The organism is Micromonospora sp. WMMD558 (assembly GCF_049315255.1).
Classification (GTDB): Bacteria; Actinomycetota; Actinomycetes; order Mycobacteriales; family Micromonosporaceae; genus Micromonospora.
In genome coordinates this window covers 1,351,436-1,374,732 of the sequence record NZ_CP186061.1, presented here as the reverse complement: position 1 = coordinate 1,374,732, position 23,297 = coordinate 1,351,436, and the positions used below count along the sequence as shown (strand labels likewise).

General features: G+C 73.2%; 23 protein-coding genes and 1 pseudogene. 15 read left to right on the top strand and 9 right to left on the bottom strand.

Features of this window, described 5'->3' with window-relative positions:
* Positions 1–54 precede the first annotated feature (54 nt).
* Both purL and ACN26Y_RS06660 read left to right on the top strand, forming a co-directional pair.
* Entirely contained in the window at positions 55–2,778 is a 2,724-nt protein-coding gene (gene purL, locus ACN26Y_RS06665; RefSeq protein ID WP_155329435.1) for a phosphoribosylformylglycinamidine synthase subunit PurL, read from the top strand.
* A 4-nt stretch (positions 2,779–2,782) separates the two neighbouring features.
* On the top strand, positions 2,783–3,538 hold the full coding sequence (locus tag ACN26Y_RS06660; RefSeq protein WP_155333961.1) for a 2-phosphosulfolactate phosphatase: 756 nt from the start codon (positions 2,783–2,785) through the stop codon (positions 3,536–3,538).
* A 360-nt stretch (positions 3,539–3,898) separates the two neighbouring features.
* On the opposite strand, the pseudogene ACN26Y_RS06655 reads toward ACN26Y_RS06660, so the two are convergent.
* A pseudogene (locus tag ACN26Y_RS06655) lies at positions 3,899–5,921 on the bottom strand (hypothetical protein).
* A gap of 130 nt (positions 5,922–6,051) precedes the next feature.
* Between ACN26Y_RS06655 and ACN26Y_RS06650 the strand changes: the two are divergent.
* The 5 genes from ACN26Y_RS06650 (at position 6,052) to amcA (ending at position 10,773) form a co-directional block, all read left to right on the top strand.
* Complete coding sequence (locus ACN26Y_RS06650) at positions 6,052–6,405, top strand: sterol carrier family protein (RefSeq protein ID WP_155329433.1); 354 nt, start codon at positions 6,052–6,054, stop codon at positions 6,403–6,405.
* Positions 6,406–6,564: 159 nt separating this feature from the next.
* Positions 6,565–8,082, top strand: a complete 1,518-nt coding sequence (gene purF, locus ACN26Y_RS06645; RefSeq protein WP_155329432.1) for an amidophosphoribosyltransferase — start codon at positions 6,565–6,567, stop codon at positions 8,080–8,082.
* Between the two features lie 60 nt (positions 8,083–8,142).
* On the top strand, positions 8,143–9,297 hold the full coding sequence (gene purM, locus ACN26Y_RS06640; protein ID WP_155329431.1) for a phosphoribosylformylglycinamidine cyclo-ligase: 1,155 nt from the start codon (positions 8,143–8,145) through the stop codon (positions 9,295–9,297).
* Between the two features lie 167 nt (positions 9,298–9,464).
* Positions 9,465–10,568, top strand: a complete 1,104-nt coding sequence (gene amcB, locus ACN26Y_RS06635) for a cyclophane-forming radical SAM peptide maturase AmcB (protein ID WP_422734906.1) — start codon at positions 9,465–9,467, stop codon at positions 10,566–10,568.
* Entirely contained in the window at positions 10,537–10,773 is a 237-nt protein-coding gene (gene amcA / locus ACN26Y_RS06630; RefSeq protein WP_366603336.1) for a multiple cyclophane-containing RiPP AmcA, read from the top strand. The genes amcB and amcA overlap by 32 nt, the downstream gene beginning before the upstream one ends.
* Positions 10,774–10,909: 136 nt before the next feature.
* On the opposite strand, the gene ACN26Y_RS06625 is transcribed toward amcA, so the two are convergent.
* Together ACN26Y_RS06625 and ACN26Y_RS06620 are read right to left on the bottom strand one after the other, a co-directional pair.
* Complete coding sequence (locus ACN26Y_RS06625) at positions 10,910–11,125, bottom strand: DUF3073 domain-containing protein (RefSeq protein ID WP_155329428.1); 216 nt, start codon at positions 11,123–11,125, stop codon at positions 10,910–10,912.
* Positions 11,126–11,417: 292 nt separating this feature from the next.
* Entirely contained in the window at positions 11,418–12,500 is a 1,083-nt protein-coding gene (locus tag ACN26Y_RS06620; protein WP_155329427.1) for a Glu/Leu/Phe/Val family dehydrogenase, read from the bottom strand.
* A 213-nt stretch (positions 12,501–12,713) separates the two neighbouring features.
* Here ACN26Y_RS06620 and ACN26Y_RS06615 point away from each other — a divergent pair, with 213 nt between their 5' ends.
* A complete protein-coding gene (locus ACN26Y_RS06615; RefSeq protein WP_155329426.1) occupies positions 12,714–13,553 on the top strand; it encodes a hypothetical protein in 840 nt (279 codons plus the stop codon).
* A 241-nt stretch (positions 13,554–13,794) separates the two neighbouring features.
* The gene (locus tag ACN26Y_RS06610; protein WP_007073996.1) at positions 13,795–14,004 is read left to right on the top strand and encodes a BldC family transcriptional regulator; all 210 of its coding nucleotides are present in this window, start codon (positions 13,795–13,797) and stop codon (positions 14,002–14,004) included.
* 131 nt (positions 14,005–14,135) lie between these two features.
* Here ACN26Y_RS06610 and ACN26Y_RS06605 read toward each other — a convergent pair whose 3' ends face one another.
* Positions 14,136–14,516 (bottom strand): PPOX class F420-dependent oxidoreductase, encoded by a 381-nt coding sequence (locus ACN26Y_RS06605; protein ID WP_155329425.1) that lies wholly within the window; start codon positions 14,514–14,516, stop codon positions 14,136–14,138.
* A gap of 113 nt (positions 14,517–14,629) precedes the next feature.
* Between ACN26Y_RS06605 and ACN26Y_RS06600 the strand changes: the two genes are divergently transcribed.
* Entirely contained in the window at positions 14,630–15,412 is a 783-nt protein-coding gene (locus tag ACN26Y_RS06600; protein ID WP_155329424.1) for a class I SAM-dependent methyltransferase, read from the top strand.
* Positions 15,413–15,422: 10 nt separating this feature from the next.
* Here the strand turns inward: ACN26Y_RS06600 and ACN26Y_RS06595 are convergent, their stop codons facing one another.
* Positions 15,423–15,719 carry a hypothetical protein gene (locus ACN26Y_RS06595; RefSeq protein ID WP_155329423.1) on the bottom strand — a complete coding sequence of 99 codons (297 nt, stop codon included), beginning with the start codon at positions 15,717–15,719 and terminating at the stop codon, positions 15,423–15,425.
* A 182-nt stretch (positions 15,720–15,901) separates the two neighbouring features.
* Here ACN26Y_RS06595 and ACN26Y_RS06590 point away from each other — a divergent pair, with 182 nt between their 5' ends.
* Positions 15,902–16,759, top strand: a complete 858-nt coding sequence (locus tag ACN26Y_RS06590; RefSeq protein WP_155329422.1) for a 3-hydroxyacyl-CoA dehydrogenase family protein — start codon at positions 15,902–15,904, stop codon at positions 16,757–16,759.
* Complete coding sequence (locus ACN26Y_RS06585) at positions 16,756–17,499, top strand: enoyl-CoA hydratase/isomerase family protein (protein WP_155329421.1); 744 nt, start codon at positions 16,756–16,758, stop codon at positions 17,497–17,499. The genes ACN26Y_RS06590 and ACN26Y_RS06585 overlap by 4 nt, the downstream gene beginning before the upstream one ends.
* A gap of 56 nt (positions 17,500–17,555) precedes the next feature.
* Here ACN26Y_RS06585 and ACN26Y_RS06580 read toward each other — a convergent pair whose 3' ends face one another.
* A complete protein-coding gene (locus tag ACN26Y_RS06580; protein ID WP_155329420.1) occupies positions 17,556–18,908 on the bottom strand; it encodes an ABC transporter substrate-binding protein in 1,353 nt (450 codons plus the stop codon).
* Between the two features lie 154 nt (positions 18,909–19,062).
* Here ACN26Y_RS06580 and ACN26Y_RS06575 point away from each other — a divergent pair, with 154 nt between their 5' ends.
* Positions 19,063–19,452 carry a hypothetical protein gene (locus ACN26Y_RS06575; protein WP_155329419.1) on the top strand — a complete coding sequence of 130 codons (390 nt, stop codon included), beginning with the start codon at positions 19,063–19,065 and terminating at the stop codon, positions 19,450–19,452.
* Between the two features lie 109 nt (positions 19,453–19,561).
* A complete protein-coding gene (locus ACN26Y_RS06570) occupies positions 19,562–20,263 on the top strand; it encodes a DUF2786 domain-containing protein (protein WP_422734480.1) in 702 nt (233 codons plus the stop codon).
* Between the two features lie 8 nt (positions 20,264–20,271).
* On the opposite strand, the gene ACN26Y_RS06565 is transcribed toward ACN26Y_RS06570, so the two are convergent.
* Positions 20,272–20,790 carry an SRPBCC family protein gene (locus ACN26Y_RS06565; RefSeq protein WP_155329417.1) on the bottom strand — a complete coding sequence of 173 codons (519 nt, stop codon included), beginning with the start codon at positions 20,788–20,790 and terminating at the stop codon, positions 20,272–20,274.
* 175 nt (positions 20,791–20,965) lie between these two features.
* Between ACN26Y_RS06565 and ACN26Y_RS06560 the strand changes: the two genes are divergently transcribed.
* Positions 20,966–22,078, top strand: coding sequence for a hypothetical protein (locus ACN26Y_RS06560; RefSeq protein ID WP_422734479.1), 1,113 nt, complete (start codon positions 20,966–20,968; stop codon positions 22,076–22,078).
* Positions 22,079–22,178: 100 nt separating this feature from the next.
* Here ACN26Y_RS06560 and ACN26Y_RS06555 read toward each other — a convergent pair whose 3' ends face one another.
* Positions 22,179–22,877 carry a cation diffusion facilitator family transporter gene (locus tag ACN26Y_RS06555; RefSeq protein WP_155329416.1) on the bottom strand — a complete coding sequence of 233 codons (699 nt, stop codon included), beginning with the start codon at positions 22,875–22,877 and terminating at the stop codon, positions 22,179–22,181.
* Complete coding sequence (locus ACN26Y_RS06550; protein WP_155329415.1) at positions 22,874–23,233, bottom strand: ArsR/SmtB family transcription factor; 360 nt, start codon at positions 23,231–23,233, stop codon at positions 22,874–22,876. The genes ACN26Y_RS06555 and ACN26Y_RS06550 overlap by 4 nt, the downstream gene beginning before the upstream one ends.
* Between the last annotated feature and the right edge of the window lie 64 nt (positions 23,234–23,297).

Here is a 23,297-nt window from a genome sequence, read left to right as displayed (position 1 = left end):
CATCGGTCGGCTCACCCGCCCGACGGGCGGCCCTGAGCGCAGCGAGGAGAGCTCATGACCACCCAGGACCCGGTCCGGGAGACCTCGGACGCCATTCCGGCCGCGCCCGCAGCGCCGGCCGGGGAAGCCGTGCCCGCCGACTGGGCCGACGGCGTGGACACCGTCCCCCGCGCCGGCGGCACGCCCGGTGAGCTCCAGCCGTACACCGAGCTGGGCCTGCGGGACGACGAGTACGAGCGGATCCGGCAGATCCTCGGCCGCCGGCCCACGCAGGCCGAGCTCGCGATGTACTCGATCATGTGGAGCGAGCACTGCTCCTACAAGTCCAGCAAGGTGCACCTGCGCCAGTTCCAGGAGAAGGCGCCGCCGAGCGACCGGATGCTCGCCGGCATCGGCGAGAACGCCGGCGTGGTCCGGGTCTCCGACGAGCTGGCGGTGACCTTCAAGGTCGAGTCGCACAACCACCCGAGCTTCGTCGAGCCGTACCAGGGCGCCGCGACCGGCGTCGGCGGCATCGTCCGGGACATCCTCGCCATGGGCGCCCGCCCGGTCGCGGTGATGGACCCGTTGCGCTTCGGTGCGGCCGACCACCCGGACACCGCCCGCGTCCTGCCCGGCGTGGTCGCCGGCGTGGGCGGCTACGGCAACTGCCTCGGCCTGCCCAACATCGGCGGCGAGGTGGTCTTCGACCCCTGCTATCAGGGCAACCCGCTGGTCAACGCGCTCTGCCTCGGCGTGTTGCCGGTCAGCCGCCTGCAGAACAAGGCCGCCGTCGGCCCCGGCAACGTCGTCGTGCTGATGGGCGCGAAGACCGGCCGGGACGGCATCGGCGGCGTGTCGGTGCTGGCCAGCGCCACCTTCGACGAGGGCAGCGAGCAGCGCCGCCCGTCGGTGCAGGTCGGCGACCCGTTCATGGAGAAGCTCCTGATCGAGGCGTGCCTGGAGCTGTACGACGCCCAGCTGGTCGCCGGCATCCAGGATCTGGGCGGTGCCGGCCTCACCTGCGCGCTCACCGAGACCGCCGCCGCGGCCGGCACCGGCATGCGGGTCTGGCTGGAGCGGGTGCCGCTGCGCGAGCCCTCGATGGAGCCGCACGAGATCCTGGCCAGCGAGTCCCAGGAGCGGATGTTGCTGGTCGTCGAGCCGGACAAGCTGGAGGCCGTGCTCAAGACCGCCGAGAAGTGGGGCGTCTGGGCCACCGCGATCGGCGAGGTCACCCCGCCGGCGCCGGACGGTCAGCCGGGCCGCCTGGTCATCACCTGGCGGGACCACCTGGTGGTCGACGTGCCGCCGGGCTCGCTGGTGGACGACGGCCCGGTGTACGCCCGCCCGATGCGCGAGCCGGCCGACCTGATCCTGCTCCAGGCCGACCGCGCGGAGACGCTGCCCCGGCCGAGCGACCCGGAGGCGCTGCGGGAGACCGTCCTGCGGATGATCGCGTCGCCCAACCTGGCCGACAAGACCTGGGTCACCGAGCAGTACGACCGGTACGTCCTGGGCAACACCGTGCTCGCCCAGCCGGAGGACTCCGGCGTGATCCGGATCGACGAGCGCACCGGCCTCGGCGTCGCCCTGTCCGTCGACGGTAACGGCCGGTACGCGCGCCTCGACCCGTACCACGGCGCCAAGCTCGCGCTGGCCGAGGCGTACCGGAACGTGGCCGTGACCGGCGCGAAGCCGATCGCCGTCACCGACTGCCTCAACTTCGGCTCGCCCGAGGACCCGGGCGTGATGTGGCAGTTCGCCGAGGCCGTCCGCGGCCTGGCCGACGGCTGCGCCGAGCTGGGCATCCCGGTGACTGGCGGCAACGTCAGCTTCTACAACCAGACCGGTGCCGCCGCCATCCACCCGACCCCGGTGGTGGGCGTGCTGGGCGTGCTGGACAACGTCGCCGATCGGGTGTCGATGGGCTTCGTCCCGCGCGGCGGCGGCGACCACGACCAGATCTACCTGCTCGGCGAGACCCACGTGGAGCTGTCCGGCTCCGAGTGGGCGTGGGTGACCCACGAGCACCTCGGCGGCGTACCCCCGCAGGTCGACCTCGCCCGCGAGCGGGCGCTCGCCGACCTGATGGCGGAGGCCGCGCGGGTCGGACACCTCAGCTCCGCGCACGACCTGTCCGACGGCGGTCTCGCGCAGAGCCTGGTCGAGTCCTGCCTGCGGCGGGGCGTCGGGGCCCGGATCGCCGTGCCGGAGCGGTTCGAGAGCGGATCGATGCCGTTCGTCTTCCTGTTCAGCGAGTCCGCCGGCCGTGCGCTGGTCTCGGTGCCGCGCGGGCACGAGAAGGCGTTCACCGCGCTGGCCGCCGAGCACGGCGTACCGGTCGAGCTGATCGGTGTCACCGACCCGGCCGGCGGTGCGCTGGAGGTGCACGGCCAGTTCCGGATCGGCCTGGACGAGCTGCACGCCGCCCACACCGCCACCCTGCCCCGCCTTTTCGGTGGGTCGGAGATCCTGGAGGTGGACGCCCCGGCGGCCGGCGTGGCCGGCGCCGTCGAGGCGGTGCCCCTGGCCACCGCGACCGACGCCGAGCCGGTCGACCCGGCCGAGGTCGTGAGCGAGCCGATCGCCTCGTCCGGCCCGGACCCGGTGACCGGCGCACCCGAGCCGATCGTCGAGCCCGGGGAGCCGTCGGGCGGTGTCGCTTCGCCCGGTGGCGTGATCGCGACCCCGCCGACCGAGACGGCCGAGGAGCGGGCGACGGCCGGCGACGCCACCGAGGCGTCCGACCCGGGCTCCGGTGACTCCGAGCAGCCCCCCGCTCCCGACGAGCGCTGAGGTGTTGGCCGCCGCCGTCCACTCCCAGCCCGGATCGGGCGCCCGGTTCGAGTGGGGGTTGGCGGGGGCGGCCGAGTTCGGCCGCGTCTGCGCGGTCCTGGTGGTGGTGGACGTGCTCTCGTTCACCACCGCCGTGGAGGTGGCCGTCTCCCGGGGCATGCGGGTCCACCCGTTCCCGTGGGGCGAGCAGGCCGCCGAGTACGCCGTCCGCGTCGGCGCCGTCGCCGCGGTCGGCCGCCGACGCACCACCCCGGACCATCCGTGGTCACTGTCGCCGGCGGCCCTGCGCACCGCGCCGGCCGTCGCCGACCTGGTCCTGCCCTCACCGAACGGCTCGGCCATCAGCGCCGCCGCGAGCGCCACCGGCCTGCCGGTCGTCGCGGCCTGCCTGCGCAACGCCCGCGCCGTCGGGCGGTGGCTCCGCCACCAGGGGTACGGCTCGACGGACGCGCCGATCGGCGTCGTCGCCGCCGGGGAGCGCTGGTCGGACGGGTCGCTGCGCCCCTCCGTGGAGGATCAGCTCGGTGCCGCCTGCGTCCTCGACGCGCTGTCCGGGGTGCCGGGCGGCCTGTCCGTCGAGGCGGCCATGGCGCTCGCCGCACTCGCCAGCACACCGGACGTCCCGGCGGCCGTCCGGGGCTGCGTCTCCGGTCGGGAACTGGCCGAGGGCGGATTCGCCGAGGACGTGGAGATCGCCGTGGAGGTCGGCGTCTCGGGCGTCGTGCCGGTGCTCCGCCAGGGCGTCTTCACCCGCGCCTGACCGGTACCGCAGCCTGCACCGCTCGGCGGCTGCCACGGTCCGCCGGATCCCGCGCCCTCCTTCCCGGGATCTCTGCTCGCCCGTGCCAGCCGATGCCACCGGCCGAGCGCCGCATGTCATGCGCGCGCCCTTTGCTCTGCTTCAACCTACGCAACGGAAATGCCAGAAAACCATTGCGTCCGGTGAAGCAGAGCAAAGGGCACGAATGTCTTCCAGGCGTCGTCGTACCGATCACGTTGGGGCCGGACCGTCGACGATGTGCGCGGTCCAGCACCACCTCGCAGATAGCCGACCGTGCCGGAGACGAGGGAGGGGCCGTCCGATGCCGGACGGCCCCTCAGCGTTCGTCGTGTTCCGGTGTCAGTCGTCCAGCCAGTCCAGGCGGCGACCGCCGCGGTCCTGCGGCGGGCCGTCGGGTCGGCCCCGGCCGGCCTGCGCCGGGTCGCCGTACCCGCCGCCACCGTAGCCGCCCTGGTCGTAGCCGCCGCGGTCGTCGTAGCCGCCGCGCTGGGCGGCCGGGGGCTCCTGGCCGTAGCCGCCCTGCTGGCCGTACCCGCCGCTGCTGTAGCCGCCCTGGTCGTAGCCGCCGCGGTCGTCGTACCCGCCGCGGTCGTCGTAGCCACCGCGCTGGGCGGCCGGGGGCTCCTGGCCGTAGCCGCCCTGCTGGCCGTACCCGCCGCTGCTGTAGCCGCCCTGGTCGTAGCCGCCGCGCTGGTCGTACCCGCCGGTCGGCTCGCCGGCCCGGCCGTAGGGCGCGGAGTCGGCCTGGCCGTAGGGCGCGGAGTCGGCCTGGCCGTAGCCGCCGTCCTGCTGGTACATGCCGGTCGCGTACGGGTCGGCCGGTGCCGGGTACTGCGTGGCGTCGCCCTGGTAGCGGCCGGTCGGCTCGTCGTACCGCTCGCCGTAGCCGGGCGCGCCGCCCGTAGCCGGTGGGTAGCCCGCCCCGGCCGCGGCGCCGGCGGGGGCGCCGTAGTCGTTGCCGCCGTATCCGCCACCGGACGCGTTGCCGTAGCCGCCACCGGAGGACGGCGCGTTGCCGTAGCCGCCACCGGACGACGGCGCATTGCCGTAGCCGCCGCCCGAGGACGGCGCGTTGCCGTAGCCGCCGGCGCCGTAGCCGGCCGGCGCGGCGGGCTCGTCGCCGTAGCCGCTGCCGGCCCAACCGCCGCCCTGGCCGGCGGGAGCGCCGTACGGCTGCGGGGGAGCGCCGTACGGGTCCGGCGGGACGTCGTCGACCACCGGGCGGTGCATCATCGTCGGGGCGTCGCCGAGACCGGCGCCGCCGACCATCGTGGGAGCCGCCCCGGCCGGGTTGACCACACGGGTGTGGTCCTCGGCCCCGCGGTACGCGCCCCGGGCGGCGGGCACGGCGCCGGCGGCAGCGGCCGGGCCGTCCTCGGCGTCTTCACCGTTCTCCTTGCGCCGCATCCAGAGCAGCACGATCGTGCCGACACCGGCGGCGACGAGAAGACCGCCCAGCAGGATGATCAGCAGCGAGCCCATGCCGCCCGAGTCCGCGTTGCTGGCGTTGGTCGGGGCGGCCGCCGCGGCGTCGGCCGACTCCTCGGTGACCTCCTCGGTCACCTCCTCGGTGGGTGCCGCCTCCACGGACGCCGACGGCGTGGCGCTCGGCGTGGTCTCGGCCTTGATCGCGAGGGTGAGCCGTTGGCCGGTGATGGACTGCCCGGCAGAGGCGTTCAAGCTTTTCGTGGTGGTGACGTTGTCGAAGCTCGCGCCGATGTCGATGCGGCCGGGAGCGATGGGCTTGCTGGTGGTGCCGGTGAAGCGGAAGTTGCCATTTCCGTCGGCGATGGTGTCGAAGCTGCCGCCCTTCGCGTCCTTGAGGGCCACGTAGGCGTTCGGCACCGCTTCGCCGCCCTGGTTGACCACCTTGCCGGAAATCGACTTCACGGTCTGCGCCTGCGTCGGCTCCGGGGCGGCCTTGCCCTTGACGCTGAGCTGGAACGTGGCCGTGCCGGGACCCGAGTCGGCCTCGACCGCGACGGTGACCGTGACGTTGGCGTCGGTGGCGTTGTCGTTCGCCTTGATCGTCACCAGTTGCGACTTGGGCAGGTTCGGCGGGTTGAAGCGGAGCTCGTCGCACCCGCGGGAGCAGGTGACGCCGGAGGGCAGCCCGGAGAGGCTGATCCGAGCGGTCTCGTCGTTGTTGCGCGGCGTGACGGTGACAGTGACCGTGGCGTCGCTGCCGGCGTTGACGGTGACCGAGCCGGGGGTGACCGCCACGTCAGCCGCGAACGCGGGGGTGGGGGGGACGGTGAGCAGGGCGCCGACAACCAGCGCCACGACCACACCGGCCCGCTGCTTCCAGGCACGTCGGTGTGTTGACACGTCCACCGCCCTTCCGGACTGACTTACCCTCCACGGCCGGCGGGCGCCGGGCCGGGAATCATCACGGTACGAATACGCCGTCGGCAACTATGCCTTGTCTGACCGGATCAGCGCGACCCAGGGCCGGCGTGATGCGCGCTGCGCGTGGGTCGTATCGTCCCGTCGTGTCCTCTCCGCACGTTAAGTCCGCCGCGGTCGCGGCGGCGTTGTCGGCGCTCGACGAGGGGCGCACGCCTGATCGGTCGGTGTACCGAGGGGCGGTCCGTGCCCTGTTGACCGCCCTCGCGGAGCGCGCCCCCGGCCGATCGGTGGAGGTGCGTGTCCCACCTTACGGTGCAGTTCAGTGCGTTTTGGGTCCTCGACACACCCGTGGCACCCCGCCGAACGTGGTGGAAATGGACCCGGAGACCTGGCTGCGGGTCGCCACCGGTCGCCTCGACTGGGCCGAGGCGGTCACGGAGGGTCGCGTGCGGGTGAGCGGGACCCGGGCGGACCTTTCCCCGTACCTGCCGCTCTAGCTGCGACGATGATCGGCGTCCGGTGACGGCCCGCAGCCATTTCGTGACTTTCTGTGTCGCTTCGGGTTCGCGTACACTGTCAGGCGACGACAGTGGTCCCGGCCGAACAGTGCGGATCCCGCGATCCCGCGAGGCCAGTCCAGCATGAGGGAGCGGCAGGTGCCCCGAGGCGATGGCCGGCTGAGCCACGACCTTGATCCCCAACGTCCCGGCCCCCAGGACGCGTGTGGCGTCTTCGGCGTCTGGGCGCCCGGCGAGGAGGTCGCCAACCTGACGTACTTCGGGCTGTACGCGTTGCAGCACCGGGGGCAGGAGGCGGCCGGCATCGCGGTCAGCGACGGCTCGGGCGTGGTGGTCTACAAGGACCTCGGCCTGGTCGCCCAGGTCTTCGACGAGCCGACCCTGGCCAGCCTGCGTGGGCACGTCGCCATCGGCCACGCCCGCTACTCGACGACCGGCGCCTCGAACTGGGAGAACGCCCAGCCGACGATCCGGTCCACCACCTCCGGCACGACGATCGCGCTGGCCCACAACGGCAACCTGGTCAACACCGCCGACCTCCAGCGGGAGGTCGGCGAGCGAGGGCTGGTCGCCGACGGCGCCACCAACGACACCTCCCTCGTGACGATGCTGCTCGCCAGCCGGCCGGACCTGTCGGTCGAGGCCGCCGCGCTGGAGGTGCTGCCGCGGCTGCGCGGCGCGTTCAGCTTCGTCTTCATGGACGAGTCGACGCTGTACGCCGCCCGCGACCCGCACGGCGTCCGCCCGCTGGTGCTCGGCCGGCTGGAGCGCGGCTGGGTGGTCGCCAGCGAGACCGCCGCACTGGACATCGTCGGCGCGAGCGTGGTCCGCGAGGTCGAGCCCGGGGAGCTGATCGCGATCGACGAGGACGGGCTGCGCTCCACGCGGTTCGCGCCGCCGGAGCCCAAGGGCTGCCTCTTCGAGTACGTCTACATCGCACGTCCGGACGCCACCATCGCCGGCCGCAACGTCCACGCGGCGCGGGTGCAGATCGGCCGTCAGCTCGCCAAGGAACACCCGGTCGAGGCCGACCTGGTGATCCCCGTGCCGGAGTCCGGCACGCCGGCCGCCATCGGCTACGCCGCCGAGTCCGGCATCACGTACGGCGCCGGCCTGGTGAAGAACCCGTACGTCGGGCGGACCTTCATCCAGCCGTCACAGACGCTGCGCCAGCTCGGCATCCGGCTCAAGCTCAACCCGCTCCGCGAGAACGTACGCGGCAAGCGGCTGGTCGTGGTCGACGACTCCATCGTCCGTGGCAACACCCAGCGGGCCATCGTGCGGATGCTCCGCGAGGCCGGCGCGCTGGAGGTGCACGTCCGCATCTCCTCCCCGCCGGTGACCTGGCCGTGCTTCTACGGCATCGACTTCGCCACCCGGGCCGAGCTGCTCGCCAACGGGCTGGACAACGAGGGAGTCCGCCGGTCGATCGGCGCCGACACCCTCGGGTACGTCTCGCTCACCGGCCTCATCGCGGCCACCGAACAGCCGAAGAGCCGACTCTGCCGGGCCTGCTTCGACGGCGAGTACCCGATCGAGCTGCCCGCCGCGAACCTGATCGGGAAGCACGTCCTGGAGGGGGTCGGCCGGCGGGTCACCGCCGAGACCTCCGAGCAGCGCGGCCTTCCGGTCGTCGTAAGCACCCACCACCCGTAGCACCACCGGGTGCGGCCCGGCCGGCGCCGGTCCGCATCGGAACCACCAAAGGGGAGAACCGTGACGCACGTGTCCGAGCGCAGCGGCGCAGGAAGCAGCCCGACCGGCGCTGGCGGCGACCGCCAGCCCTGGACGGCCGGCACCGGCCGCCCGGCGCGCAAACGCGCGGTCTCGTACGCGGACGCCGGGGTCTCGATCGAGGCGGGTGACCGGGCGGTTGAGCTGCTGAAGTCCAAGGTCAAGCAGACCCGGCGGCCCGAGGTGATGGGTGACCTGGGCGGCTTCGCCGGCCTGTTCCGGCTGGACACGCAGAAGTACAAGAACCCGATCCTCGCCTCGTCCACCGACGGCGTGGGCACCAAGCTGGTCATCGCGCAGCAGATGGACATCCACGACACGGTCGGCATCGACCTGGTCGCGATGGTGGTGGACGACCTGGTGGCCTGCGGCGCCGAGCCGCTGTTCCTGCTGGACTACATCGCCACCGGCGAGGTCGTCCCGGACAAGGTCGCCGAGATCGGCGCCGGCATCGCCGACGGCTGCCGGTACGCGGGCTGCGCGCTGCTGGGCGGCGAGACCGCCGAGCACCCGGGCGTGCTCCGCCCGGACGAGTACGACATCTCCGCCACCGGCGTCGGCGTGGTGGAGGAGAGCGAGATCCTCAGCTCGGAGCGGGTCGAGGTGGGCGACGTCGTGATCGCGATGCGGTCGTCCGGCCTGCACTCCAACGGGTACTCGCTGGTCCGGCACGTCCTGCTCGGCGCCGGCCGGATGCGGCTCGACGTGGTCATCGAGGACTTCGGCCGCCAGCGCACGCTCGGCGAGGAGCTGCTGACCCCGACGAAGATCTACGCGCAGGACTGCCTGAAGCTGATCGCCGAGGCGGAGGTGCGGGCCCTCGCGCACGTCACCGGCGGCGGCATCCCGGGCAACCTGGTCCGGATCCTGCCGGAGCACGTCGACGCGGTGGTCAACCGCTCCACGTGGAAGCCGCAGCCGATCTTCGACCTGGTGCAGTCCAAGGGCCGGATCGAGGACCCGGAGATGGAAGCGACGTTCAACATGGGCGTCGGCATGTTCGCGATCGTCTCGGCCGAGGACGCGGACCGCGCGCTGGCCACCCTCACCGGGCGCGGGGTCGACGCCTGGCAGGCCGGCGAGATCATCGAGGGCTCCGGCAACGTCCAGATGATCGGGCAGCACACCCGCGGATGATCACGCTCTGGTGATCGTACGGGCACCTGATCAGGGCTTCACCCGAGTGGCCATCGCCGCCTAGCCTGAAGGGCACCCTCAACGCTGCCGGGCACGCCTGTGCCTGGACAGCTCCTCAGGCGCGGCAGAGGAGGGCGATGGCTGCTCGGGGACGGTCGATCGGCGGGATGCGTGGCCTGGCCACCGTCCCGACGTACGTCGTGATGCAGCCCACCACCCTCTGCAACCTCGACTGCGCGTACTGCTACCTGCCGTTCCGGGCGGTCGACCGGCGCATGCCGGTTCCGGTGGCGGAGGCGGTGGCGGCGTCGGTCAACCCGTGGGCGCGGGCCGGCCGGTTCTCGGTGGTGTGGCACGGCGGTGAGCCCCTCGCTGCCGGCCGGGAGCACCTCGCAGCGCTGATCGCACCGTTCGGGCCGGAGGTCGAGCACCACGTCCAGACCAACGCGACGCTGATCGACGACGACTGGTGCCGGTTCTTCGCCGAGCACCGGGTCCGGGTGAGCGTCAGCGTGGACGGGCCGCGGGAGCGCAACGGTGACCGGGTCGGCCGGGGCGGGCGGCCGGCGTACGACCGGATCGTGCGCGGTGTGGAGGCACTGCGCCGGCACGGGCTGCCCTTCTCGGCGCTGGCCGTGGTGGGCCGCCCGGAGCCCGGTCTCGCCACCGAGCTGTACGACTACTTCCTCGACCTCGGCCCCGAGGTGCTGGGCGTCAACATCGAGGAGACCGAGGGCGTCAACACGCGGGACAACAGCCACGATCCCGCGGCGGTGACCGCGTTCTGGGCGGAACTGGTGGCGGCCTGGCGCCGGGACCCGCGGATCCATCTGCGCGAGGTCGAGTGGTCGCTGCGGTACGCCGCCGCGGTGCTCGACGGCACCGCCGACGATCTGCTGCCCCGCCGGCTGGACCCGATCCCCACCGTCGGCCACGACGGGTCGGTGACCGTCCTGTCGCCCGAGCTGGCCGGCTTCACCGATCCCCGGTACGGCGACTTCAGCAGTGGCAACGTGCTGGTCACGTCGCTGGCGGAGATCCTCGCCGGCGCCGAGGGGACGCCCTGGGTCGGCGAGTTCCTCACCGGTGTGGAGGCCTGCCGGACGTCCTGCCCGTACTTCGGATTCTGTGGCGGCGGTCACGCCGCCAATCGCTACTTCGAACTGGGGCGTTTTGACGGTACGGAGACCGAACACTGCCGCAACAGCAAGATCCGCCTACTGGAGGGAGTGTTGGAGCATGCCAGAGACCACCGGTCACCGGCAGCCTGAGCGAGCGACGGGGGTCGCCCTGGAGGAGGTCGCCGACCGCGTCCGCGCGGCGGGCCCGGGCCTGTCCGCGTTGCTCCAGGAGGCCGAGGTCGCGCGTCGACTACGTGCGGAGGTGGCGGGTGGCGACGGCGCCAGTGCGGTCTGCGCCTGGAACCACTTCGAGAACATCCCGACCTTCTACAACTGGAACAACCGCCCGCGCTGAACACGGGCGGCCGCCGAGCCAGGGGCCGGCCGGACGGGGTCCGGCCGGCCCCTGGGCTTTCAGTCGGGACGCCGCTGCCGAACGGGCACATACGTGAGCACGCGGGGCTTACCGCGTGCTCAGTTGCGACCGGGGGTCAGCGGGTGGGACGGACCCAGGACTCCGGGTCGTCGTCCGCGTGGTCCTCGTCATCGTCGTCGACATACTCTTTGTAGTCGTCGTCGAAGTCGTGGTCCGACTTGCGGCTGCCGCCGAGTTCTCGCTGCAAGGCGGCGAGGTCGGTGTTCGGGGAGTGGTACTTCAACTCCCGGGCCACCTTTGTCTGCTTGGCCTTAGCACGGCCGCGCCCCATGGCTCGACCCCCTCGCACAGAATGCGGGGCAGCCCGAAGGCGGGCCCCGATGACGTCAGGCATCTCTCGTGGCTCTTACGGTACATGGGGATGCCGTCGTTCGGCACCTCGGGTTACCGTCGACCGGCTCCGCGCGTCGCGGTGGTCCAGCCGTCACACAGTGTACCCGGTAAGGACCGATCGCGTGTGCGCCCGTGACACCGGACAATTCGCCTCGAATAGAGCTTAACGGCGGCGGCAGGGTTCGGGAGGCCGGGGGCGGAACCGGCTGGCGCCGCCCCCGGGACCCGGGTCAGGGCAGGTGGATCGTCCGCAGCCGGCCGACCTCCGCCATCCGGCGCTCGGCCAGCCGGTCCGCCGCCACCGCCGGCGGCACGCCCTCGGCGTCGGCGAGCTGGAGGATCTCCCGCGTGGTGTCGTAGATCTTCGTGGCCCGCAGCTTGGCCCGCTCGAAGTTGAAGCCCTCGATCTCGTCGGCGACCTGGATCACCCCGCCGGCGTTGACCACGTAGTCGGGCGCGTACAGGATGCCGCGGTCGGCGAGGACCTTCTCGATGCCCGGGTGGGCGAGCTGGTTGTTGGCCGCGCCGGCGACCACCTTGGCACGCAGTACCGGCACCGTGTCGTCGTTCAGGGCGCCGCCCAGCGCGCACGGGGCGTACACGTCGATGTCGGCGGCGACGAGCGCGGCGGCGTCGTCGGCCAGCGTCACCTGCGGGTAGGTCGTGCGGGCCCACTCCAGGGCCTTCGGGTTGACGTCGGTCGCCACCACCTCGGCGCCGTCGTCGACCAGGTGGCCGACCAGGTACTTGCCGACCTTGCCCAGGCCGGCCACGCCGACCCGCTTCCCGTGCAGCGTCGGCGCACCCCAGACGTGCTCGGCGGCGGCGCGCATGCCCTGGAAGACGCCCCAGGCGGTGAGGACCGAGGAGTCACCCGCGCCGCCGTGCTCGACGCTGCGGCCGGTGACGTACCGGGTCTCGCGGGCGACCACGTCCATGTCGGCGACGTAGGTGCCGACGTCGCAGGCGGTGTAGTAGCGGCCGCCGAGCGACTCGACGAAGCGGCCGTACGCGCGCAGCAGCGCCTCGCTCTTGACCTGCTCCGGGTCACCCCAGATGACCGCCTTGCCGCCGCCCAGGTCCAGACCGGCGAGGGCGTTCTTGTACGCCATGCCGCGGGACAGGTCGAGCACGTCGGCGAGGGCGGCCTCCTCACTCGCGTACGGGTAGAACCGGGTGCCGCCGAGCGCCGGGCCCAGCGCGGTGGAGTAGATGCCGATGATCGCCTTGAGGCCGGTCTGCTTGTCCTGGCAGAACACGACCTGTTCGTGGCCGGTCGACCCCGGGTCGTCGGTGGTGGCGAATACGCCCATGACTCGCTCCTGGTGTGGGGTGCGGCCTTGTGGGCCGCGGACCTGTGGACGCCGGCGGGATGCTGCCGGTGCCGCTGAGCCTAGTATCGGCCGACGCCGTCCCGCCGTCCCCGGCGCGTGGCGTCCGCAGGCCGGGACCGGCCGTGGTCGCCCGTGGCGCGTCCGGTGCGGTGCGGGCGGGGCTACGTGTCCGACTCGTGGGAGGATCGCGCCGTGCCGTCGCTCTTCGCTTCATACCTGCGCGTGTACGAACCGCTGACCGCCTTTGATCGCGACCGTCAGTCGTACTGGCGGCGCTACGTCGAGCAGGGACGCGCCGTGGCCCCGGTGGAGGGCCCCGGACGGCAGCGGACGTCGGTGATCGAGGCGCTCGGCGCGGGCTGGACGCGACTGCCGGACCTGCCCGACGAGGCGTACGTCCTGGAGACCGACGACACCCTGCTGGTCTGCCCGTGGAACCTGCGCATCCGGGTGGCGGAGGCGGCCCTGAGCGCGCGGGACGGCGTACCGCCGGTGCTGGCCGACGCCTTCGTGCCCCCGGTGCTGGCCGGGCAGGCCAAGGCGGTGGTGGACGACTGGCGCAGCGGGGCGCGGGTGCTGGAACACGGCGTTCCCCGGGTGCACGAGCAGATCGCCACCTGGGGGGTGCCGCTGCGGTGGTTCGTCCTCTTCGACGCGGAGGAACGACACCACGTGACCCGGCCGGGCCGGCGGGCGCTGCGCTACCGGACGGAGATCTCCAAGGCCCGCCGTCGCGCGTCCCGCGCTCTGGCGGTGCTGCGCAAGTCCGTCGGTGCGGCGCCGATCACCGAGGCCGTGGAGGAGGCGGCCCGCTGGCTGGAGGAGTTCCACCCGCGGTCGGTGGTGGAACTGGACTACGGCGGGCTGGTCGAGCTGCTCTCCGACGAGACGCTCGCCGCCGACGACTCGCCGGAGCTGGTGGCGGCCGGTCTCAGCGGGCTGTCGCGGGGCGAGGCCGAGGAGGCGTCGGCGGCGTACGACAAGCTGGTGGCGCGCTGGCGGGCGGTACAGCTTCTCGAGCGGTGCAATTAGCGACATATTGCACGATTACGCGAGGGTCCTTCGTAGTTGACGCATCACGAACCGTGATCATGAGTCCGAATAAGGTACTTTCTGCCGTGTAAAAGTCGCATAATTCGGGCATGGTTCATCCGTCCGTCTAGGGACGTTCGGCCGTTCGGCCCATGTCGGACATCGGGGACTAGCCGGACCATGGGAGACGCGTCGGCCGGCGGGACCCCGGCCGATGTCTATACATGTGGAGGAGTGACCCATGGCATCGCGAACGCACGAACCGGAGCCGCTGCTCACGCCGGCCGAGGTGGCGTCGATGTTCCGTGTCGACCCGAAGACGGTGACCCGGTGGGCCAAGGCGGGCAAGCTGAGCGCCATCCGGACCCTCGGCGGACACCGTCGGTACCGGGAGTCGGAGGTCAGGGCCTTGCTGCAGGGGCAGATCCCGCAGCAGCGCCAGGGGGACTGACCAGCACCGACAGTCAACCAGACGATGCGCGAAGGGCGGCGGACCGATCGGTCCGCCGCCCTTCCGCGTGTCGGCCGACGTCCGCTCCCCGAGCGCACCGGGGCCCGCCGCCGACCGACCGGCCGGAGAACCTAGTCCTTGATGGTGACCCGGATGCCGACCGTCCCCTGCTCACCCCGGCGCAGCCGGCTGCCGAGCAGCGTGAGCCGGCCGAGCAGCCGGTACTTCTCCTTGATCAGCGCCCGGACCCGGCGCGTGCCGGCCGGATCGGACAGCGTGGCGTGACCGGGCACCGAGGGCCCGTGCGGCCGGCCGCGGACATCGCACGGCGCCACCGTCACGTCACCGCTGCGGCGGATCCGCTTCACCTTGCCCGAGTCGGCCACCGTCCACACCGCCAGCGCATCGCCGTCGCGGACCGCCCACACCGGCGTCGGCACCTCCCGGCCGTCCTTCCGGAAGGTCGTGAGCAGGATGTACTTCTCCGCCGCGAGGCGGTCCAGCGTGGTCACGCCGCCAGGATACGGCCGCTGCGGTCGCGCGACGGTGCGGTTGGGCGTGTCTCCTGGATCGCCGTCCCGGGCCGCCCGGCGAAGATCCGGGCGACACGCCTAACGTGACGGGTGTGATCGGCGAGCCGCGCATCGGGGACGTGATCGGGGAACTGCTGCGCGACGCCCTCGCCGTGGCGACCGGGGTCGGCCCCCGACCGCTCGTGGGCGGCCGACTGCCCCGCCCGGTCATCGAGATCATCGAACGCGACGACGGCCTGGTCAACGGTGCTCCGGCGGCGCACTACCTCGAGGGGCCGGAGCACTGGCAGCCGTACGACCACCGGGCGGTCGACCGGGCCCGCGGCGCCACCCTGGACGTGGGTGTCGGGGCGGGCCGCATCGCGCTGCTGCTCCAGGAGCGGGGCTTACCGGTGACCGGACTGGACACCTCGGCGGGCGCGCTCGACGTGTGCCGCCGCCGGGGCGTACGCGACCTGGTGCACGGGACGGTCGACGCGCACGTCGCCGACGGGCGGCGCTACGACACCTTCCTGCTGCTCGGCAACAACCTCGGCCTGATCGAGGGGCGCGAGCGGGCACCCGGCTTCCTCGCCGCGCTCGCCGCGCTCGCCCGCCCCGGCGCGCAGGTCATCGCCCACGGCACCGACCCGTACGGCACCCGCGACCCGGTGCACACCGGATACCACGAGCGCAACCGCCGCCGGGGCCGCCTCGGCGGGCAGCTCCGGCTGCGGCTGCGCTACCGGGAACTGGGAACGCCCTGGTTCGACTACCTGGTGTGCTCGGCCGAGGAACTGGGCGCGCTGGTCCACGACAGCCCCTGGCGCCTGACCGACGTCGACGACCAGGACGCCCCGTACTACCTGGCGACACTCCGCCTGCGCGGGCGGTAGGACGGCGTCCTCACACCTGGACGGTCGGGGGGAGCGGCTCGGGAGGCAGGCCGCCGTCGCCGTCGACCACCGTGTCCGGGGTGCCGTCCTCGTCCAGGTCGACCATCGTCACGTCGACCGTGCCGTCGCCGTCGGTGTCGAACTGGAACAGGTCCGCCCTGCCGTCCCCGTCGGTGTCCACCACCCACACGTCGGTGCGGCCGTCGTTGTTGGTGTCCGCGCGCAGCAGGTCCACCCGGTCGTCCCCGCGCGTCTCGACGGTCTCCGCCGGGCCGACGGCGTCCGTGGTCTCCGGTGACTGGCTCATCTCGTCGTCCTCCTTCGATCGATGCCCCGACAAGTACCCGGACCGTCCCGGCGCCACGCCTGCCGGCGCGGGCCGGCCGGGGACGTCGACGCAGGCCCTAATAGGGTCGGCCGCATGAGCGAGTCGAACAGGCGGAGAGGCGCGGGCGAACCCCGTGGCGCCGCCCGAGGCAGGGAGGCGTCATGAACGACCGCTGTGTCGTCGTCGGGGCCGGCACGATGGGGCTCGGGATCGCGTACGTGGCGGCCGGGGCCGGGTACGCGGTGGAACTGGTCGAGGTCGACCGGGCGCGGGGCGAGGCCGCCGTGGCCCGCCTGGGCGAGCTGTGGGACCGGGCGGTGGGCCGCGGCAGGCTGACCGCCGAGCAGGCGGCGACGAACCGGTCGCGGATGACCCTGCGCGGCGCGCTCGCCGAGGTCGCGGAGGGGCCGGACGTCGTCGTGGAGGCCGTACCGGAGCGGACCGACCTCAAGCGGACCGTCCTGCGTGACGCCGAGGCGCTGCGCCCGGCGCTGCTCGGCAGCAACACCTCCAGCATCTCGATCGCCGAGCTGGCCGACGGGCTGGCCAGCCCGGACCGCTTCCTCGGCCTGCACTTCTTCAACCCGGTCTGGGCGATGGCGCTGCTCGAGGTCGTGGTCGGCCCGGCCACCGCGCCGGAGACCACCGACGCGGCCGTCGCGCTCGCCGGCCGGTTGGGCAAGGACCCCGTCGTCGTACGCGACATGCCCGGTTTCGCCACCTCCCGGCTCGGCGTCACGCTGGGGCTGGAGGCGATCCGGATGGTCGCCGACGGGGTCGCGAGCCCGGCCGACATCGACAAGGCGATGGTGCTCGGATACCGGCACCCGGTCGGCCCGCTGGAACTCACCGACCTGGTCGGCCTGGACGTCCGGCTGGACATCGCGCGTACCCTCCAGGCCGCGTACGGCGACCGGTTCGCGCCGCCGCCGCTGCTGGTGGAGATGGTGGCCGCCGGCAGGCTGGGCAAGAAGTCCGGGCAGGGCTTCTACCGCTGGGAGAACGGGGCCAAGGCGTGACCGGGCTGCGCGTCGAGGAGCACGCCGACCGGGTGGTCGCCACGCTGGACCGCCCGGAGAAGCGCAACGCCATCGACGCCGACCTGGTGCGGAGCCTGCACGAGTTGTGCGCCGCGCTGGAGGCGCGCCCCCGGCTGCTGCTGCTCACCGGCGGCGCGGAGGGCATCTTCGCCGGCGGTGCCGACATCGGGCAGCTCCGGGAGCGGGGTCGCCTGGACGCGCTGGCCGCGATCAACTCCGCCGTGTTCGCCCGGATCCGGGCGCTGCCCATGCCGACCGTGGCCGCCGTCGACGGACCGGCCCTGGGCGGGGGCGCCGAGCTGGCGTACGCGTGTGACCTGCGGGTCTGCACGGCCCGTGCGGTCTTCGGGCAGCCGGAGGTGCGGCTGGGGATCCTGGCCGGCGCCGGTGCGACCCACCGCCTGCCGGCGCTGGTCGGGGAGGCGCGGGCCAAGGAGCTGCTCTTCACCGGCCGGCGGGTGGACGCCGACGAGGCGCTGCGGATCGGACTGGTCAACCGGGTGGTCGCCGAGCCGGCCGACCTGCTGCCGACGGCTCACGGCCTGCTGGACGAGATGGCGAAGGGTTCCGCCCTGGCGCTGCGGCTCACCAAACTGGCGGTGGACGCGCCGGCCGCCGCCCACCCGCAGCTGGACCTGGTCAGCCAGGCGGTGCTCTTCGAGGACGAGGAGAAGCACCGGCGGATGACCGAGTTCCTGGAACGCCGCCGCGACCGCTGACACGGAGACGGCCGCACCGGTTCACCCGGTGCGGCCGTCTCGGTCCGTTCGGCGGCTCAACGCCGCAGCTGCACCCCCGCGTCGGCGAGCGCACGGATCACCGCGGCCGACTCACCGAAGCCGATGATCAGGACGGCGTCGGCCCCGAAGGACTTGATCTCCTGGGCGCCGGACGTGAAGTCGACCGGCTTGGCCTTCGCGTCCTCCGGCGGCTCGTACGTGAGCAGCTTCAGCCGGTCCGCGCCGATGCCGGCCTTCTCCAGCTCGGCCCGGACGAAGCCCTGCAGGCCCTCACCGTAGGAGTCCTTACGGGCCACGATGGCGATCTTCTGCGGGCCGTCCCGCATGATCACGTCGGCGAGCGCCCGACCCTGGAGGCTGTCCGGCGGGGCCGTCCGGAAGTAGAGACCCTTGTCGTCCAGGTCGGTCAGGCTGGCGTCGGTGTTCGACGGGGAGAACAGGACCAGGCCGGCCTTCACCACGTCCGGCAGCACCTCCCGGGAGATGCCCGAGCCGCCCGCGCCGATGATGACGTGTACGCCGGCCTCGACGTGGCTGGCCACGGTGGCCTTGGCGACCGCCGGGTTGGTGCCGTCGTCACCGTCGATCCAGGTGACCGGGTCGCCCAGGGCGCCACCGGCGGCGTTGATCTCCTTGATGGCCAGCGCGGCTCCGGCGGACAGCGGAGGGTTGGCGATCGCGAGGTCACCGGTCTTCGGCAGCAGACCGCCCAGCACCAGCGGGGAGCCGTCGTTGCGGTCGGCCGCGCCGGTGCCCTGCTTCTTCGGCCGCGGCGGAGCCTTGGTGCTCGCCCCCGACTCGAGGCCGGCCCCGACGAACTCGGTCTTGCCGTCGTTGATCTGCTGCCCGTCGAAGTGCAGCGTGGCGTAGCTGGCCGTGGACGGCTCACCGGCGTCGGTGAAGCCGGCCCGGGTCAGGGAGACGCTGCGGTACTCGATGTCCTGCCCCTTGCGGGCCAGATCGAGGCAGCTGGCGGCCGTCTCGCAGCGCTGCCCGCCGTTCGTGACGCCGACGATCTGCTTAGCGATGGCGGCCGGGTCGGTGCTACCGGCCAGCTGCGCGGCGAGCGCGCTGATCAGCACCGCGTCGTACGCCTCCGCCGCGTAGAGGAAGTCCGTCAGGTTCGGGTCGACGGCCAGCAGCCGGCGCTTGAAGTCCTCCGGCAGCGGCGTCAGCGGGGTGGTGCCCTTCATACCGTCGACCAGACCGGCCCGCTCCTTCAGCTCTGCGGCGTAGGAGTTGAGCATGTTGCCGTCGGTGCCGTAGAGGCGCACCTGGGTGTTGGTGCTGCCCTCTTCGGGCTTGTCGGTCCCGCAGGCGCTGGTGGCGAGCAGGAACGTCGCGCAGGCGGCCAGGGTGGCTGCCCGCGAGGCGCGTGAGATGAGCATGGTCGTCCTTCCTCCGCGAAGGTCCGCTGCGCAGATTAGCGTGCCCGGCTTTCCCGCGGGACCGTGGCCGTGCCTCAATCCGCAGGTAGGCCCCTTTGCTCACGGAGAGTTACGGCCCGGCTGGCGCTTGACGGCCCGTCCTACCGTGCCCTGCGTGACCGATTCACCACAGCAGACGCAGGAGGACGCCGCAGCGGTGCTCCGCTCGGCGCTGGCCGGCGACGGGGAGGCGGTCTGCGGCACCTTCGACGCCGTCGTCGACCGGTCGGGCCTGGCCGGCGCGTACGGGGTCGCGTGGTGTCTCGCCGCGACGATGGTGGGCCAGCCGACCGGTTCCGGCACCTGCGCCCTCGACTTCCCGGGCATCGACGAGGCCGGCTACGACACCCGCTGGGTGGCGCGCTTCGTGAGCGCGTACGCCAACTCCGACGCCGACACCGGCGCGGCGCTGTTCGGCGCGGCGGCGGCCGACGGGCTCCTGCCGGACTGTTTGCTCACCCTGGCCGGGTCGACGGTGGCCACCCTTCGCAGTCGCGCCGGGTAGCGCGGCGCCCGTCGGGGGGCGGGCGCCGCGACACCTCGGCCGGTGCCGCCGTCGCGGGGTTGACGCGTCACCTCGTCCGTCGTCCGCCGTCCGTGATAGGCCTGTGCACATGTCCGAGGCGATGCTGAGCAAGGTCCGCAAGCTGCTGGCGAAGGCGGAGGACCCGGCCTGCACACCCGCCGAGTCGGCGGCGTTCATGGCCAAGGCGACCGAGCTGATCGCCCGCTACGGCGTCGACCGTGCGCTGCTGGCCGCCCGCGACCCGGCCACCGACCCGGTCGGCGACCGGGTGGTCGAGGTCGTCGCCCCGTACGCCCGGGACAAGGCGGGCCTGCTCGCGGCCGTCGCCGATCCGCTGCGCTGCCGCTGCGTACGCCGTCGGCACGGCAGCGGCTTCGCGATGCACCTCTTCGGCTTCGCGAGCGACCTCGAACGGGTCGACCTTCTCTTCACCTCACTGCTGGTGCAGGCCGCGCACGGCCTGGCCGGCACCCCGGTCCCGCCGGACGAGCACCCCGCCGCGTTCCGGCGGTCCTGGCTGGCCGGGTTCGCGCAGGTGATCGGGGAGCGGTTGCGGGCGGCGGAGGTGGCGGCGGCGAGCGACTCGGGTGAGCCCTCCGTCGCGCTGGTCCTGGCCGACCGCTCCGACCGGGTGCAGCGCCGGCTCGCGGAGGTCTACCCGCGGCTTCGTACGGCCCCGAGGCGGCGGCTGGCCGGGACCGGGTTCCGCTCCGGTGCCACCGCCGGCCACCGCGCCGACCTCGGCGGTCGCGGTGTCAGCACCGGCCCTCGCCCGGGTATCGGCCGCTGAGGCGATACTCAGCCGGCGACGCGCTTCGCGACGACGCTCGCGTAGCGGGAGAGCAGCTCGTGCCAGCCGGCGGTGAGTGCCTCGCGGTAGCCCTCCGCCGCCGTGCCGTGCCGGTCGAAGTGCCGGTGCTCCAGCTCCACCCGGGTGCCGCCGGACGGGTCCGGCTGGAACAGCGCCTCGACCTCGCTGGCCTGGGAGGGGTCGGGGACCGGGACGCGGTCCGCGCCGATCTGCCAGGTGAAGACGAGCCGCCGGGGCGGGTCCCAGGTCAGCACGCGGCCCCAGTCGTTCCGGAAGCCGTACGGGCCGATCTCGTAGAGCATGCCGCCGGCCCGGGGTTCCATGCCCAGCTCGGTGAGGAGACCGGGCCCCGACCACGTGTACTCCGTCACCCACCAGTCGGTCATCGCGCCGGTGAACACCCCGAACGCCTGCTCGTCGGAGGCGGGAACGAGGAGTGAGCTGCGGAGCGAGAACCGTTCGACGTACTGCCGGATGTCGGCCGGATCGGGCATCTCCTGTCCCATAGGCCCGGACCATACCGGCTGATGCCCGGGTGTGCGACTTAGTGGTGCTGCCCGGTTCCGGACACCCCCGGGACGCCGCTGCGTACACCGGTCTCCTGCCGGGATGGGCGGACGGAATTCGGGTAAGCGCGCCCGACCGTCCTTGGCAGCCGGTGCGTGGAGCGGAGCGGGGAGCATGAGTGACGAGAGGCAGGAGCGGGGCGCGGACCGGCCCGTCGACGGGCCGACCCGGTGGCGGGTGAGCGCCGAGCCGGCCCGTCGGGACACGACCCGGCCGGACGCGGACTCCGAGCCGGACGTCCTGCTCGACGTGCCGGAGGTGTCGGTCGACTCGATCCGCCTCGCGGTGGACGGGCTGGACGCCGACCTCTCCCTGCGCGCCCGACTGGCCAACCTGCTCCAGATCGACGCCGGGGTCCGCGTCCACCTGCGGAAGGTCGAGCTGGACATCACCGGTGTGCAGGCGGAGGCGCTGCTCAAGGTACGCCTCGAGAAGCTGGTGGAGATCCTCGACCGCGCGCTGACCACGATCGACCGCAACCCGCAGATCCTCGAAATCCTGTCGGGGACGGCCAGCGCCTCCATCGACGACGTGAACCGTGCCGCGCAGCAGGTCATCGGTGACCAGCTCGCGGCGACGGCCCGCCAGCTCTCCGGCGCTCCCGCCGAGGCGGTCCGCGCCACGGGGTCCGTCGCCCGTGGTGCCGGCGAGGTGGCGAGGGGCGTCACGGAGGCGACCCGTGCCGGCGGTGCGGCGACCCGACCTGGTGGCGAGGCGGCCGGCCGGGCCGTTGGTGGGGCCGGCCAGACTGCCGGCGGGGTGGGCCAGGGCGTGGGTGGCCGCGGCGGCGGAGCAGCGGACCGCGGGGCCGGCGAGCGGGGCGAGCCGGAGGGCGGCGGTGCCACCGACGAACTGGGTCAGCGGACCGGGGCGATCGGGGCCGTCGCCGACCGGACGCTCCGGGAGCAGGCCGCCGGACGTCCGAGCGGTACGGGTCAACCGGCCGGCGAGGGGCGTCCGACCGGTCCGACCGCACCCGGCCCCGGTGGTGGCCCGGGTCAGGGCGGCCCGGGCGGTCCGGGTCGGGGCGGTCCGGGTCGGGGCGGTCCGGGTCGGGGCGGTCCGGGTGGGGAGTCGGCAGCGGGCAGGGAACCGCAGGAGGAGCCGGGCGAGGGGCCGCCGAGCGCCGCACAGCTGGCCGAGCAGGCCAGCGAGACCCTGCGACAGGTGGGCCGGAGTGTGTGGGAGGCGATCCAGGGCGGGATCAGCCAACGCCGAAACCAGTGACCTGGTGGTCGTCTCCGGTTGATCCACTCCATGCCGCCGGCGTCGCGGCTTCCAGCCGCCGGAGAAACCTCATGCCGCCGATCCGGAGTCGATCCTCTTCCTACGCCTTGCGGTCGGTGCAGCAGCCGTCGGCGCAGCCCGAGGGTTGGCCGGTGGCGTTGTCGGAGACCGGCAGCGGTGCGCAGTCGTCGCAGTGCTCGCCGCGCCACGCCGCCACGCCTTCCCGCACCGCGACGCCAGCGATGACGAGCCCAGCGATCGGGTCGGCCCAGGACCAGCCCCACAGGGCGTTGAGGGCGAGGCCGACGAGGAGCACCGCGGACAGGTAGGTGCACAGCATCGTCTGGGTGGAGTCGGCCATGACGGTGGCGGAGCCGAGCTCCCGGCCGGTGCGCCGCTTGGCCCGCACCAGCAGCGGCATCACGATCAGCGACGCCACGGCCAGAGCGATGCCGGCGGGGCTGGCGTCGGCGTCGCCGCCAGCGAGAAGCGAGCGGAGGGCGTCGAAGGTCACCCAGGCGGCCAGGGCGAAGAACGACAGGCCGATCAGCCGTAGCGCCCGGCGCTCGCGGTCCTCCGGCACGCGGGAGCGGAACTGCCAGATGAGTACGGCCGCGCTGGACACCTCGACGAACGAGTCCAGGCCGAAGCCGATCAGAGCCGTGGAGGACGCCGCCGCCCCGGCGGCGACGGCGACCAGGCCCTCGATCAGGTTGTAGCCGGCGGTGGCGTAGGCCAACCACAGGCTGCGCCGGGACAGCACCGCCCGACGCTCCGGAGTCAGCAGGGACGTGCTCACGCGGTCGCCCCCGCCGCGGAGCCGGCCGGCGTCCCGTAGACCGGGCAGAGGGCTACGGCCTCACCGGTGGCCGCCAGGACCTGCTCTGCCGAGCGCAGCAGGTCGAGCAGCTCAGGTCGGGTCAGCGCGTAGAACGACTGGCGACCGTCGACCCGGTAGTCGACCAGCCGGCAGTCACGAAGACAGGCCAGGTGCTTCGACACCGTCGACTGCGCCAGGCCCAGCTCGTTGGTCAGGTCCACCACCCGCGCCTCCCCGGACGCGAGCCGGTGCAGGATCGCCAGCCGGGTCGGGTCACCGAGGGACCGGAACAACGCCACCGCAGGTTCGAGACCAGGTGCGCAACCAATCGCCATGAAGCGATGATAGCGCCTGAACAGCATGATGCGACGCTTCTCCGGGCCAGGCTCCCGATGCCCT